Origin of the sequence: Sciscionella sediminilitoris (assembly GCF_000737195.2) — a bacterium.
GTDB lineage: Bacteria > Actinomycetota > Actinomycetes > Mycobacteriales > Pseudonocardiaceae > Sciscionella > Sciscionella sediminilitoris.
This window is the reverse complement of record NZ_JALM01000022.1, coordinates 1-13820: the sequence shown is the minus strand read 5'-3', so window position 1 is coordinate 13820 and position 13820 is coordinate 1. Positions and strand designations below refer to the sequence as shown.

Annotated in this window: 15 protein-coding genes; 7 read left to right on the top strand and 8 right to left on the bottom strand. The window is 70.7% G+C overall.

Annotated features, from left to right (window positions below; genetic code table 11):
- Position 1 precedes the first annotated feature (1 nt).
- Positions 2–889, bottom strand: coding sequence for a Gfo/Idh/MocA family protein (locus AD72_RS11770; RefSeq protein ID WP_082468888.1), 888 nt, complete (start codon positions 887–889; stop codon positions 2–4).
- Between the two features lie 50 nt (positions 890–939).
- On the opposite strand from AD72_RS11770, the gene AD72_RS11765 reads away from it, so the two are divergent.
- Together AD72_RS11765 and AD72_RS11760 are read left to right on the top strand one after the other, a co-directional pair.
- Positions 940–1818 (top strand): NUDIX hydrolase, encoded by an 879-nt coding sequence (locus AD72_RS11765; protein WP_231644800.1) that lies wholly within the window; start codon positions 940–942, stop codon positions 1816–1818.
- Complete coding sequence (locus AD72_RS11760; protein ID WP_031466510.1) at positions 1815–2597, top strand: MBL fold metallo-hydrolase; 783 nt, start codon at positions 1815–1817, stop codon at positions 2595–2597. The genes AD72_RS11765 and AD72_RS11760 overlap by 4 nt, the downstream gene beginning before the upstream one ends.
- Here AD72_RS11760 and dnaN read toward each other — a convergent pair whose 3' ends face one another.
- Positions 2598–3680, bottom strand: coding sequence for a DNA polymerase III subunit beta (gene dnaN / locus AD72_RS11755; RefSeq protein WP_031466509.1), 1083 nt, complete (start codon positions 3678–3680; stop codon positions 2598–2600).
- A 92-nt stretch (positions 3681–3772) separates the two neighbouring features.
- Here dnaN and AD72_RS11750 point away from each other — a divergent pair, with 92 nt between their 5' ends.
- Positions 3773–5194, top strand: a complete 1422-nt coding sequence (locus AD72_RS11750; protein ID WP_031466508.1) for a CehA/McbA family metallohydrolase — start codon at positions 3773–3775, stop codon at positions 5192–5194.
- Here AD72_RS11750 and AD72_RS11745 read toward each other — a convergent pair.
- The 3 genes from AD72_RS11745 to AD72_RS11735 all read right to left on the bottom strand — a co-directional run bounded on the left by AD72_RS11745 (position 5178) and on the right by AD72_RS11735 (position 7922).
- Positions 5178–6371: an MFS transporter gene (locus AD72_RS11745; protein WP_156365144.1), complete on the bottom strand. Its 1194-nt coding sequence runs from the start codon at positions 6369–6371 to the stop codon at positions 5178–5180. The genes AD72_RS11750 and AD72_RS11745 overlap by 17 nt on opposite strands.
- Positions 6372–6932: 561 nt before the next feature.
- Entirely contained in the window at positions 6933–7607 is a 675-nt protein-coding gene (locus AD72_RS11740) for a Crp/Fnr family transcriptional regulator (protein WP_031466506.1), read from the bottom strand.
- 63 nt (positions 7608–7670) lie between these two features.
- Positions 7671–7922, bottom strand: a complete 252-nt coding sequence (locus tag AD72_RS11735) for a hypothetical protein (RefSeq protein ID WP_026197202.1) — start codon at positions 7920–7922, stop codon at positions 7671–7673.
- Between the two features lie 177 nt (positions 7923–8099).
- On the opposite strand from AD72_RS11735, the gene nth reads away from it, so the two are divergent.
- The 4 genes from nth to AD72_RS11715 are packed head-to-tail and all read left to right on the top strand — an operon-like array spanning position 8100 to position 11331.
- The gene (nth, locus tag AD72_RS11730; protein ID WP_083933491.1) at positions 8100–8786 is read left to right on the top strand and encodes an endonuclease III; all 687 of its coding nucleotides are present in this window, start codon (positions 8100–8102) and stop codon (positions 8784–8786) included.
- The gene (locus tag AD72_RS11725) at positions 8786–9406 is read left to right on the top strand and encodes a TlpA family protein disulfide reductase (protein WP_031466504.1); all 621 of its coding nucleotides are present in this window, start codon (positions 8786–8788) and stop codon (positions 9404–9406) included. Before nth ends, AD72_RS11725 begins: the two co-directional genes overlap by 1 nt.
- Complete coding sequence (locus AD72_RS11720; protein ID WP_051898516.1) at positions 9407–10150, top strand: NUDIX hydrolase; 744 nt, start codon at positions 9407–9409, stop codon at positions 10148–10150.
- Positions 10147–11331: a MarP family serine protease gene (locus AD72_RS11715; protein ID WP_031466502.1), complete on the top strand. Its 1185-nt coding sequence runs from the start codon at positions 10147–10149 to the stop codon at positions 11329–11331. The genes AD72_RS11720 and AD72_RS11715 overlap by 4 nt, the downstream gene beginning before the upstream one ends.
- A gap of 1 nt (position 11332) precedes the next feature.
- Here AD72_RS11715 and AD72_RS11710 read toward each other — a convergent pair whose 3' ends face one another.
- The 3 genes from AD72_RS11710 to AD72_RS11700 are packed head-to-tail and all read right to left on the bottom strand — an operon-like array spanning position 11333 to position 13595.
- A complete protein-coding gene (locus tag AD72_RS11710) occupies positions 11333–11857 on the bottom strand; it encodes a phage holin family protein (RefSeq protein ID WP_031466501.1) in 525 nt (174 codons plus the stop codon).
- Between the two features lie 30 nt (positions 11858–11887).
- Positions 11888–13090 (bottom strand): Na+/H+ antiporter NhaA, encoded by a 1203-nt coding sequence (gene nhaA, locus AD72_RS11705; RefSeq protein WP_031466500.1) that lies wholly within the window; start codon positions 13088–13090, stop codon positions 11888–11890.
- Between the two features lie 16 nt (positions 13091–13106).
- Positions 13107–13595 carry a DUF6319 family protein gene (locus AD72_RS11700; protein WP_031466499.1) on the bottom strand — a complete coding sequence of 163 codons (489 nt, stop codon included), beginning with the start codon at positions 13593–13595 and terminating at the stop codon, positions 13107–13109.
- Between the last annotated feature and the right edge of the window lie 225 nt (positions 13596–13820).

Below are 13820 nucleotides of genomic sequence, written 5' to 3'. Positions count from 1 at the left end.
CTCAGCTTCCGGCGCGTTCCCTGGCCTCGGCCAGCAGGCGCTGCAGGTGGAGACCACGGTGTGCGTCGCAGGCATGCCTGGTCTCGCCCGCGTCCAGCATCGCGGTGAACTCGTCGAGCAGCATCGCGAAGCTGTCCGGGGCCGGGGTCTCTCGGCCCTCGAGTGAGCTCGCGCCCGCGGGACCGATGGCGGTGAACTTCAGCCTGCTCGGCCGCACCGGGACGTGCAGCGAGAGGGTCACCGTGCTGGTGCGCCCGCCCTGATGGCCGAGCAGCAGCTGCCACAGTCCGTCGGCGGTGTGCTGGGCGGCGCGCACCTCGGTGATCGGGCCGAGTGCGGCGTCGACCAGGTCGAGCACGTGCGGGCCGATGTCGTCCAGGGCGCCCCGCTCGTGCCGCCACGCGGAATCGCGGTACTCCCCGCCGAGCAGCGCGCCGGAGAGCCAGGTTCCGATCCCGCCCTGCCAGTCCTCGCGTTCGCCGATCTCGGTGAGCCAGTTCCGGGTCTCGTCCGCGAACCGGCGGGTCAGCATCACCATCGAGGCGACCCCGGCCGCCTCGATGGCCGCCACCAGTCGTTCGGCGCTCTCGAGACTCGCCGCGATGGGCTTCTCCAGGATCACGTGCCGTCCGGCCCGTACCGCGGCGAGCGCGTGCTCGGCCTGCACCTGCGGTGGCACCGCGAAGGTCACCGCGTCCACCGAGGCGTACAGGTGTTCGAGGCTGCCGAACACCTGCCCGCCGTTGGCCCCGGCCACCCGCTGTGCGGCTTCGTCCCGGCGCGCCCAGATTCCGGCCAGCTCGGTGCGCGGATGCGCGGCGATCGAGGGCGCGTGCACCCGGTTCGCCCATGGGCCCGCTCCGACCAGTCCGATCTTGATCCTGCTCACGGCAGGGACCATAACGATCGGCTCGTCGTTAGGGTGTCCGGGTGGATGAGGTGCCGGAACAGATCAAGTTGCCGGACGGGTTCGTGCCGGATGAGGAACCGGCCGAACCGGTCACGCCGCGCGATGCGGCGACCGTCGTACTGCTGCGGGCCGCGCCCGAGTCGGGGACCGAGGTGTTCCTGCAGCGCAGGGTGACCCAGATGGCCTTCGCCGGTGGGATGACCGTGTTCCCCGGCGGGGGCGTCGACTCGCGGGACGCGGATGCCGGTATCGCCTGGGCGGGCGAGCCCGCCGCGTGGTGGGGCGAAAGGTTCGGCTGCGATGCCGCGCTCGCCGGTGCCCTGGTGTGCGCGGCCGTGCGGGAGACCTTCGAGGAGTCCGGGGTGCTGCTGGCGGGCCCCTCCGCGGACACCGTGGTCGCGGACGCGGGCAAGTTCGCCGAGGCCCGTGGTGCCCTGGTGCGCAGGGAGCTGTCCTTCGCCGAGTTCCTCGCCGCGAACGAGCTCGTGCTGCGCGCGGATCTGCTGCGGCCGTGGTCGCACTGGATCACCCCGGTCGGTGAACCGCGCCGGTACGACACCCGGTTCTTCGTGGCCGCGTTGCCGGACGGCCAGCGCGCCGATGGGGACACCAGCGAGGCCGATCACACGTCCTGGCGCCGCCCGGCCGAAGCCCTCGAGGACCACGAGCGCGGGCACAGCGTGCTGTTGCCGCCGACCAGGGTCACGCTGAGCGAGCTCGCCGCGCATCCGAGCGTCGCAGCGGCGATGGCCGCGGAACGCGAGATCGAACCGTTGCTGCCGAGGCTGGTCCGGGAGAACGGGGACGCGTTCCTCGTGCTCCCCGAGAAGGCCCGGCGAGTCCTGGCCAACGGACTGGCCAACGGAACCGAGCCGGACGGAATTCGGCGTGGAGGAGGAGCGCGATGACCGGACACCCGGCCTATGCCGAACCGCGCGAGGTCACCGAGTTCGCGACGGTTGTGCTGCAGCGCAATCCCGGCGTGATGACCCTCGACGGCACCAATTCGCTCGTGCTGCGCGCCCCGGGCAGTGCCGCCTCGGTGGTCGTTGACCCCGGTGAGCCCGATCCCGCCCATCTCGACGTGCTCGCCGAGGCGGCGGGCGCGGTGGAGCTGGTGCTGATCACCCACCACCATCCGGACCACTACGGCGCGGCCGCCGAGTTCGCCGATCGGGTCGGTGCCCCGGTGCGGGCTTTCGACGCGGAACTGTGTCTCGGCGGGGGAACCGCGCTCGGTGACGGCGAACGGGTGGACGCGGCCGGGCTCGACATCGAGGTCCTGCACACCCCGGGGCACACGCACGACTCGGTGAGCTTCGTGGTGCACCGCGCCTCGGGGCCGGTCGTGCTCACCGGGGACACGATCCTCGGCAAGGGGACCACGGTGATCGACAGCCTCGGCGACTACCTCGGCTCGTTGCGCAGGCTGGCCGATACCCCCAGTGCGGCGATCGGCCTGCCCGGCCACGGCCCGGAGCTCGGCGATATCGCCGAGACCGCGCGCGAATACCTCGAGCACCGCGAGCAGCGGCTCGACCAGGTGCGCGGGGCGCTGGCGGTGCTCGGCCCCGAGGCGAGTGCCCGGCAGGTGGTCGAGCACGTCTACGTCGATGTGGACCGCTCGCTGTGGCCCGCCGCGGAGCACTCGGTCCGCGCGCAGCTGGAGTATCTGCGCGGCGCATGATCACCTCCCCACGATCGGCATGATCACGTAACGCAGTTCGGGCACATCCGGGGAGCTCAGCAGGGTTCGCCGCATGCCGTCGAGCACCCGCATCCGCACCGTGGCCGAGCCGAACCCACGCAGCGCGCCGAGCAGGTACGCGCTGCGGAAGTGCTGGGCGAGCTGACCGGTCACCGAGGCCTTCACGGTTTCGCTCGCCGTGCCGAACCCGGCACCCTCCTCCGCGGTCGCGCGCACCCGCACCTCGTCCTCACCGAGGTCGAGCAGCACCGCCCCGCGCCCGTCGGCGAACAGGCCCGCCCTGCGCACCGCCCCGGCGAGCGCCTCTGCCTCGAGTTCCACGACCGCATCGGCGGCCTCGTCGAGATAGCGCTGCTCGTCGATGAACGGGGTGGCCAGCAGCGCGGTGCTGACCACGCCGCCGGACCAGCCGAGCGCGAACCGGTCCTCGTCCCCGTGCAACCGCACCGTTCCGGTGGCCCTGCGGGTGACCTCGCCGAGCACCTTGCCCGGGACGAGCACATCGAAATCCTTGCCGTCCCAGGGCAGATCGGCCACCGCGAGCTGATAGCGGTCGGTCGCGGTCATCCGCAGTGTTCCCGCCCGGCCGCGCAACCGCACCCCGGTGAACATCGGCAGCGCGAGATCGGTGGAACAGGCAGCGGCGACCACCGCGAGCGGTTCGGCGAGCCGGGCGGCGTCGAGTTCCCCGAGCACGGGCGGTGGTTCGCGCACCCCGGGATGCAGCCCGAGGTTCATCAGCGGAAGGGAGAACCGCGCCCCCGGGGTGCGCAGCACGAGCGCCTGTTGCTCGACGCGCACCCGGACCTGCCCGGCCTCGAGGGCGTGCACGGTCTCCGCGAACGGTTTCCCGGGCACCAGGGCCGAACCCTCGGTGTGCACCATCGCCTCGATGTCGTTGACCAGTGCGCGCTCGTTGTCCACGGCGGCAAGACGCAGCCCGGCAGGGCCCGCGTGCAGCAGCAGACCGGAAAGCACCGGATCCGATCGCCGTGCGGGAAGCAGGCGGACGGCGGCCGAACACGCGGCATCGAGCTCGGTGCGGCTCGTGGTGAACTCCATGGCCCGGACGCTAGCGAGGGGGTCTGACAAGAACGGACAGAATCGGGTGCACGTTCACCCGCACGTGGTCTTCTCCTTCTAGGGTGCCCGCCATGGACCGACGCACCCTGCTGTTGACGACCGGTACCGCGGCCGCTGCTTTCCTGCCGACGCTGAGTTTCGCGGCGAACGGGCAGCAGGGCAGGGACAGCGCGAAGACCATCGACGGCAGGTTCGATCCGGGCGCGCCGGATTGGTACTACCTGCCCGTCGAGGTTCCGGAAGGGGCGAACCGGATCGAGGTCGGCTATTCCTACGACAAGCCGCAGGCTCCGGCCGGTCAGTACGGAAATGCCTGCGATATCGGGATCTTCGGCCCGGAAGGGGAATTCCGCGGGTACTCGGGCGGGGCCCGCGAGCAGTTCGTGATCCGGGCCGGGGACGCGACACCCGGCTATATCCCGGGACCGATCACCCCGGGACTCTGGCACGTCTGCCTCGGCCCGTACACGGTCGCGCCGCAGGGGATGCGTTACCGCGTGACCGTGACCATCGGCTTCGGCGAACCGGGCGAGCCACGCCGTCCGGTGCCCGCCCCGCTCACCGCTCCGGCACGGGACCGCGGCCCTTCCTGGTATTGCGGGGACAACCATCTGCACACCGTGTATTCGGACGGCAAGCGAACCCTGGACCAGCTCGTGGCGGATGCGCGCGCGGCCGGTCTGGACTTCATCACCTCGACCGAGCACAACACGCACAGCGCGCAGCTGGTGCTCGGCGAGCACGCCCGCGGGGACCTGCTGATGCTCAACGGGGAGGAGGTCACCACCCGCAGCGGGCACTGGCCTGCGATCGGATTGCCCGCGGGGACCTGGATCGACTGGCGCTACCGCGCGGGTGATCCCGGCGCGTTCGCGAAGTTCACCAGGCAGGTGCACGCCGCCGGTGGACTGGTCATCGCCGCGCATCCGTTCGCGGACTGTTTCGGCTGCACCTACGAGTTCTCCTATGAGCTCGCCGATCTGGTCGAGGTGTGGAACGGGCCGTGGACCCCGGACGACGAGGCCGCGGTGACCACCTGGGACGGGCTGCTGCGCACCGGAAGGTTCATCCCGGCGATCGGTGACTCGGACGCGCACAAGCCCACCGATGTGGTCGGGCTGCCGCAGACCGTGGTGCGCGCGGCGAGCCTGCGCCGCGCGGATCTGCTCGCCGGTCTGCACGGCGGGCATTCCTGGCTCGCCGAGTCCGCGAAGGTCGGCCTGCGGTTCACCGCCGCCACCGCGAACGCCCGCGCGGAGATCGGCGAACGGCTGCGGGCGGGGCCCGGTGACCAGGTACGGGTGGAGCTCGAGGTCGACGGCGTGCCCGGATGCACCACGCGGGTGCTCAGCCAGCTGGGCCCGGTCGCCACCGGGACCGGGCCGCTGAGCTGGGAGACCCGGCCGCGCTACACCAAATGGGTGCGGGCCGAGGTGCGCCGGGGTTCGGCCATGGTCGCGCTGACGAACCCGATCTTCATCGGCCCGCGGTAGCCAGTTCGAACTGTGCGGGAGCCGCGGTGTCCGGCGGCCGGATCGTGCGGTGCAGCATCAGCAGCAGCGCGGCGACCACGACCGCGGCGGCACCCGCGACCACGAAGGCCAGCGAGGGGCCCGAGGCGTCCACCAGCTGTCCGGAGATCGACTGGCCGACCGAGAGCCCGAGGGTGGCCGCGGTGATCACCCAGGCGAAGGCCTCGCCCGCCATCTGCTTGGGCGCGACCGTCTCGATCAGCACCGAGTGCGTCGCCGATTGCGGGGCGAGCATCGAACCGGCGACCAGCATCACCGCGCCGAGCCCGATCAGTTCGCCCGGCAGCGACATCAGGCCGATGAACACGCCGAACAGGCCGAGCAGGGCGGGCAGCCGGAGCCCGAGCGGGCGCGGGACCGGGCGCAGGCTGTAGAACACCCCGACCAGCACCGAGGTGATCGACCACAGGGAGAGCAGCAGGCCACCGGCCGAGGGTGCACCCGAGCGGGTCGCGGCGGCCTGCACGGCGACCTCGACGAACCCGATCGCGAGCCCGAAGCCGAGCGCGCCGAGCGCCAGGGTGCGCATACCCGGTGCCGCGAGCGGGCCGAGCAGGCTGGCCTTGGACTGCTCCTGTTCCGGTCCCCAGGAACGCACGGTCGGGGTGAGCGCGAAGGCGACCGCGCCGAAGGCCATCACGCCGACCGCGACCACGACACCGGTGCCGTGCCAGGGCAGCGCGATCAGCGCACCGGCGATCCCGGGGCCGAGGATGAAGAACACCTCCTGGCTGATCGCCTCGTAGGAGTAGGCGGCCTGGCGCTGGTGCGGATCGGTGAGCACCCGCGGCCACAGTGCCCGGGAGGCCGAGCCGACGTTGGGCTGGCTCAGCCCGATCCCGACCGAGAGCGCGACCAGCAGGACCGGGGTGGCCTTGGCGGACACCGCGAGGATCTCGGCCACGGAGAACACGATGAGCCCGGCCGAGGCGATCAGCAACGGTTTCGTCGGGCCGAGCCGGTCCTGCATCCGGCCCTGGGCGACCGCGCCGAGCGCGACCCCGATCAGGTTGCCCCCGGAGATCAGCGAGGCCACCCAGAACGCGCCGAGCTCCTGGCGGGCGAACAGCAGCAACGACATGCTGACCATGGCGATCGGCATGCGGCCGAGCAAGGATGCGAGCACGGGCAGTCGCATCGAGGGCAGGGTGAGCGCGGCGCGGTAGTCGGCGAGTTTGGCGTTGCTGGACACGAGTACCAGTCTGACTTATTTTAGTACCTGCGTACCAGTAAATTTGTGGTGCGTCTGGTCACCACGACGGGTTGCCCCGGGGTTTGATATCGGTTCGGTAACAGGGACGACTCAAACCGTGCAAGCTCGCAACGTTTTGGGGTTCCCGGGAGTCTTACCTAATGACAGACACGCGAACCGGCGCGATCATCGGAAGTAGCCGCATTCGGGGCGGTGAGGTGATCGACCACAGAACTCGGGTCTGTCACCACGCGGCCGGTACTTTGCTCGGGAACCGGCACGCAGCAATAAGTCAAACGCCGTAAAAGGCGCCCTCCCGGCTGAAGGTTCGGGGCCAGAGGCTGGAGGGTAGGGGAGCGCGGGTTATCGGGGATAAACCGCGTACACACAACAGGGGCCAGCGCGCCGCGTCGGGGGCGGCGCCTGGCCCCTGTTGCGTGCCCGGAGAACACACGAGAAAGGGCGGCCGGTTCGCGAACCGGCCGCCCTTTCTCGTGGATCAGGTGTTCAGCGTGCGCGACGGGCGAGCCGCTCCGGGTCCAGGATCAGCACGCTCTTGCCCTCGAGGCGCAGCCAGCCACGGTGCGCGAAGTCGGCGAGCGCCTTGTTCACGGTCTCCCGGGAAGCACCGACGTACTGCGCGATCTCCTCCTGGGTCAGGTCGTGGGTGACCCGGAGCAGACCGGCCTCCTGGGAGCCGAACCGCTGCGCGAAGGTCAGCAGCGCGCGGGCCACCCGGCCGGGAACATCGGTGAAGATCAGGTCGGCGAGCATGTTGTTGGTGCGCCGCAGCCTGCGCGCGACCACACGGAGCAGCTGCTCGGCGATCTCCGGGCGCTTCGAGATCCAGTCACGCAGCTCGGGGCGGCCCATCGAGTAGGCGCGCACATCGGTGACGGCGGTGACCGTCGAGGTACGCGGACCCGGGTCGAAGATCGAGAGCTCACCGAACATGTCCGAGGGGCCCATGATGGACAGCAGGTTCTCCCGGCCGTCCGGCGACTTGCGGCCGATCTTGACCTTGCCCGACTGAATGATGAACAGGCGGTCGCCCGGCTCACCCTCGGCGAAGATGACGTGGCCGCGCGGGAACTCGACTGACTCCAGGGTCTGGACGAGAGCCTCTACGGCTGCGGGCTCAACACCCTGGAAGATGCCCGCTCGGGCCAGGGCCTCATCCACCTCGTGCCTCCTTGACTACATCTGCTGTGCGGTCGGTCACTACTGTCGCATACTAGGCGCACTTTACGCCGCAGGGCGCTGGGCCTTTGTCTGCGAGGTACGGCGTGGGGACCGGCGCAGCCGAAACATATCAAGTGCGCGGCCGATGCCATGCCCGTACAGCGCCCTGACCTCGTCCGGCCGGGCTTGCTCGAGGAACTCCTCGACCTCTTCCTCGCGGAGTGCGACATCCCGCAGCCGGTGCTCCACACGCTCCATGAACAGCGCAAAGAACATGATCACCAACGGCACGATGAGGATGAACCAGGCAGCCATGATGTCCTTATCTTGGCTCATGGCCGAACCCGCGTGACGCATGGGGTGCCCCTGGCGTGTCGGCTCCGGCATTCGCCCCAGGTCACGCCTGGCCGAAACGGGCATGCGTAACCTGTTCTGGTGGCCGTCACCGCACGTTCGACCTCGCACCTGGCCGTGGTACGCCGGGCGCGTCGCATGCTGCGCGCGCTCTACCGCGGGTACCCGGAGGCACACTGCGAGCTCGACTTCACCACCCCGCTGCAACTGCTCGTCGCCACGATCCTGTCCGCACAGTGCACCGATGTGCGGGTGAACAAGGTGACCCCCGCGCTGTTCGCCAGGTACCGCACCGCGGCCGACTACGCGGGCGCCGACCGCACCGAGCTCGAGGAGTACATCCGCAGCACCGGCTTCTACCGGAACAAGGCGAACTCGATCATCGGTCTTGGCGCCGCGCTCACCGAGAAACACGGTGGTGAGGTCCCGGCGCGGCTCGAGGACCTGGTCAAACTGCCCGGGATCGGGCGCAAGACCGCGAACGTGGTGCTCGGCAACGCCTTCGGCATCCCCGGGATCACCGTGGACACCCACTTCGGCAGGCTGGTGCGCCGCTGGGGATGGACCGAGCTCGAGGATCCGGTCAAGGTGGAGCACGCCATCGGTGAGCTCATCCCGCGCAAGGACTGGACCCAGCTCTCGCACCTGGTGATCTTCCACGGCAGGCGGGTGTGCCACGCGCGCAAACCCGCCTGCGGGGCGTGCTTCCTGGCCAGGGAGTGCCCCTCCTACGGCATCGGCCCGACCGGACGGGACGAGGCCGCCGCGCTGGTGAAGGGCCCGGAGGCGGAGCACCTGCTCGCGCTCGCGGATGAGCTGGGCTGATGGACCGGGGCAGGAAAACGGGACTGCGGTGGCTGCTCGTCGTCGCGGTGCTCGTGCTCGCCTGCGTCATCGCGCTGTGGCCGCGTGGCGGTGACCAGGGCGGATCCGATCGGGCCGCCCCCGCCCCGGTGCGCACCTCCGCGGCACAGCCACCGGTGCGGGTGAACCTGCCGGGGTGCCCCGGCGGCAGCGGCGGACAGGTCGCCCAGCTGCGCGGGGTGCACACGAACTGCCTCGCGGACGGTTCGGATGTGGACCTGGGGGCCGCGCTCGCGGGGAGGACCACCCTGGTCAACGTGTGGGCGAGCTGGTGCGCCCCGTGCCGCGAGGAACTGCCGCGGCTCGCCGAGTACGCCAACCGCAAGGGTGCGGCGAACGTGCTGCTCGTGCAGGTGCAGAGCGATCCGGAGCAGGGCCGCGCGATGCTCGGCGAGCTCGGGGTCCGGTTGCCCGCGGTGCACGACTCCGGCGCGGCGCGGGCGGCGCTCGCGGTGCCGCCCGCCCTCCCCGCTTCCTATGTGGTGACCGCCGACGGCGCGGTGCACTTCGTCACCGAACCGCGGGTGTTCACCGAGACCGACTCGATCGCCGCGGCCGTCGACCGGTACAAGGAGCGCTGAATGGCTGACAACCCCGCCTATCCGGCCTGGTCCGGCGAACCCTTCGCGGGACCGCTCGTCGCCCCGGAGCTGGTTCCCTCCTGGCTGCGCACCCTGACCGGGGCCAGCGGCGAACTGGACGGCGGGCTGCTGCAGCGGCTGGCGAAACAGGGCGGCGGCACGCGGGAGGCCGCGGTGCTCGTGGTCTTCGGCGCGGATGGTGCCGAGGACGTGGTGCTCCAGCTGCGCGCGGACACCCTCGGTGCGCACGCCGGACAGGTGTCGTTTCCCGGCGGCGGGGCCGAACCGGGGGATCACGGCCCGGTCGAGACGGCGCTGCGCGAGGCCCGCGAGGAGGTGGGCCTTCCCGCGGACGCGGTGCGCCCGATCGGGGTGCTTCCCCGGCTGATGATCCCGGTCTCCGGCTACACGGTCACCCCGGTGCTCGCCCATTGGACCCGGGATGTCCCGGTGAGCGCGATCGATCCGGAGGAGACGGCCGCGGTGGCCAGGGTCCCGATGCGGCACCTGCTCGACCCGGCCAATCGCGTCCAGGTGCGGGTGCGCGAGCGGTACACCGGCCCGGCCTTCCTGGTCCCCGGGATGCTCGTCTGGGGCTTCACCGGCCTCGTACTGACCGGTCTGCTCTCCTTGGGTGGTTGGGACACCGGTAGTGACCGCGGCCACGATAGAGTGCTCGAGCTCGACGAGGCCTGGCGGACCGTACGGGAGATGCCGCCGTTGCGGGGGAGGGTGCAAGCGTGAACTGGGTCGATGTGCTCGTGATCCTGCTGGCGATCTCGGTCGCGCTGATCGGGGCGAAGCAGGGACTCGTGGTCACCCTGCCCGCGATCGTGCTGATGCTGGCCGGGGCCGTCGTCGGGATCAAGCTCGCGCCGTCCCTGGTCTCCGGGATCGAATCGCTCGGTCTGCGTGCCGCGCTCTCGGTCGGGATCCCGGTACTGCTGGCCGCGGTCGGCGAGACGATCGGCGTCTATCTGGGGCGGTTACTCAAGAAGCGGATGACGAACCGGCACGTCGCCGGGGTGGACAACGCTCTCGGTGCGGTGCTGCAGGCGGCCGTGGTGCTCGTGGTGGCCTGGTTCGTGCTGCTCTCGCTGACCGGGATGCCGGGAATGCCCGGACTGGTCTCGGCGATCAACAGCTCCAAGGTGCTCGCCGGGGTGAACTCGCTGATGCCCCAGGCCGCGAAGGACCTGCCCTCGGAGCTGCGCCGGCAGCTGAACTTCCCGGGCTTCCCGACCGTGGAGAGCCCGTTCACCCAGACCCCGGTCGGCGGCGAGGTCGGCCCGCCGAACACCGCGCTGCAGCGCTCCGCCGTGGTGCGCAAGGTCCGCCCGAGCGTGGTGAAGGTGCGCGGGCGTGCCCCCTCCTGTTCGCGCGCGCTCGAGGGCAGTGGCTTCGTGGTCTCGCCCGGCAAGATCATGACCAACGCGCACGTGGTCGCGGGCACCACGAGCACCACCGTGGAGTCGACGAGCGGCACCTACACGGCCCGGGTGGTCTACTACGACCCCGAGGTGGACGTGGCCATCCTCTCGGCTCCCTCGCTGCACGCGCGGCCGCTGGAGTTCAGCTCGCAGGAGGCGAGCACCGGGCAGGACGCGATCGTGCTCGGCTACCCACTGGACGGCCCGTACACCGCGGTGGCCGCGAAGGTGCGCGAGGACCAGGCACTGCGGATCCCGGACATCTACGAATCGCAGCGGGTGACCCGCCAGGTCTACATCCTGCGGGCGACCGTGCGCAGCGGGAACTCCGGCGGGCCGCTGATCACGCCGGGCGGCAGCGTGCTCGGCGTGGTGTTCGGTGCCGGGGTGAACGACAGCGAGACCGGCTATGCCCTGACCAGGCGCCAGGTCACCGCCGCGCTGGAGAACGTGGATTCGACCAGCCGGGTCGCCACCGGGGCCTGCGCGGCGTGAACTAGCTCTGCGGGGTCTCGTCCGGCTTCTCGGCCGAACCGCGGTTGCGCAGCGCGGCGACCGTGTCCTTCGCCGAGTCGATCGTGCGCTGCGGGGCGCGCAGCTTGCGCACCTTGAGGAAGCCGAGCAGCCCGGCGAGCGCGGCGACAACGAACATCGCGCCCCAGACGATCCCGTACGCGGCCGAGCGGTACAGCCCGACATCGGCGAGCAGTTCGGCGACCGCCATGAAGAAGAAGAACGCGCTGAAGCCGAGCACCACGAGGGCGATGATGAAGAAGATGCTCCCGGTCAGCGCCTTCTTGATCTCCTTGGTGACCTCGGCTTTCGCCAGTTCGACCTCGGCGCGCACGAGCGTGGAGAGGTGGGTCGAGGCGTCCCGGACGAGCGCGCCGACGGACTGCTGCCCGTCACCGCTGCGCGGAATGCCGCTCGCGTAGGCGTTGTCCTCGGCCAGCGGGATAGACGGCACCGCCGGCTCGAAGCGGCCATGTGGTTGCTGCTCCTCGGTGCTCACGCGGCTCATCGTGCCACATCGCACCCGCCGCCTTACGCATCACTCACGCAGGTCGGTGTGTACGCGGCTGCGGCGCACCAGCATCGCGGCCGCGAGCAGGGAAGCCACCGCCGAGGCGATCAGTACCGCCGCCTTCGCGTGATCGGCCTGCGTCCCGGTCAGGGACAGCTCCGCGATCAGCAGCGACACGGTGAAACCGACCCCGCCGAGCATCGAGACCGCGGCCACATCCCGCCAGCCGAGCCCCGCGGGTTTGGCGCCGAGACCGAGCTTGACCGCGGCGAACGAAAAGCCGGTGATCCCGATGAACTTGCCCACGATGAGCCCGACGATCACCGCGAGCGGAACCGTATCGGTGAACACCGCCGACATCGCCTCGCCGTTGACCGGTACCCCGGCCGCGACCAGTGCGAACAGTGGCACGGCAAGGCCCGCCGACCACGGCTGCAGCAGGTGCTCCATCCGCACCGCCGGTGCCTCGTGCTCCTCCGGATCGGGGCGCACCCTGGTCAGCAGGCCGAGCAGCACCCCGGCGATGGTGGCGTGCACCCCGGCCTCGTGCACCGCGTACCAGGTCAGCAGCGCGATCGGCACGTAGACGAACGGGGTGCGAATACGTTTGTGCTGGCAGAACCAGTACAGCGCGAGCAGCAGGACAGCGGCGCCCGCGGCGAGCCAGTTGATCGAGTCGGTGAACAGGATCGCGATCACCGCGATCGCGCCGAGATCGTCCACCACCGCCAGGGAGAGCAGGAAGACCCGCGCGCTGCTGGGCATCCTGGAACCCGCGAGGGCAAGCACCCCGAGCGCGAAGGCGATGTCCGTGGCGACCGGGACCGACCAGGCGTCCCCGATCTGGCTGCCGCCGACGGCGAAGGCGAGCAGCGCGGGCGCGATCATTCCGCCGATCGCGGCGATCGCGGGCAGGGTCGCCGCCTTCACCGTGGACAGCTCGCCGACCACGAGCTCGCGTTTGAGCTCGAGCCCGGCGACGTAGAAGAACAGGGCGAGCAGCCCGTCCTTGGCCCAGGTCTCCACGCTCAGGTTCAGGTGCAGCGCGGAAGGCCCGATCGTGAACTCGCGGATCGCGCGGTACACCTCGTCCAGCGGCGAGTTGGCCAGGATCAGTGCGAGCGCGGCCGCCCCGAGCAGCACCATGCCGCCCACGGTCTCGGTGCGCAGGAACCGGGCGAACTCGGCGACGGGGGTCCGCTTGTCCGTTTCCTCGTCACCGTCCGTCACAGGGCAAGCGTACCGGTTAGGCGGAGTCTGCCTCCTCTTCTTCGTCTTCGAGTTCGGCGAGGGCCTGCTTGACCTTGCTCATCTCCGCTTCGAGCTGCTCGAGGCGTTCCCGGTGCTGCTTGCGGGTCTCGTCGAGCACCGTCTCGATCCCGCCGGAGATCTCCGGGTGCAGCTCCTTGGCGGCGCGGGAGACCGCAGCCGCGGGAATGATCATCCCCTGCACGAGCCGTTCGGTGCCGTGCCGCAGGTCGGCCTGCCATTCGCCGTCCGCGCCGCCGCTGATCGTCAGGATCAGTTCCACACTGCGGGTCTTGCGGGCCCCGCCCTTGGGGCGCCCGCGCTTCGGCTTGGGGGCCTCCTCGGCACTGCCCTCGGCCGGTTCAGTCGATTCGCCTGCCTGGCCGTTCGCCGGGGCGCCATCCGGTGTGACCGGGGTTGCCTGCGCGGCGAGTCCACCCGAAGGCGTCTGTGTTTCCTCTGCTGCGTTCTCGGCCGGTGCGGTCACCTGCGGTTTCCTCTCGCTCAGCTGCTCTCACGCGGACAACACTGTAGAACACGCGTTCGATGCCGCGGGTTCCGGGTCGGCGGGCACCCGCGGCACCGGGCGGCGAAAAGCCCCGCCGGAATCGCTCCCGGCGGGGCTTTGCCTGCTCGATCGGTGCGTCCCTGGCCGGTGCGGCGCTCAGTCCTCGCCGCCGGCCTGCAGGCCCTTGGTGATCTGGTCCATCAC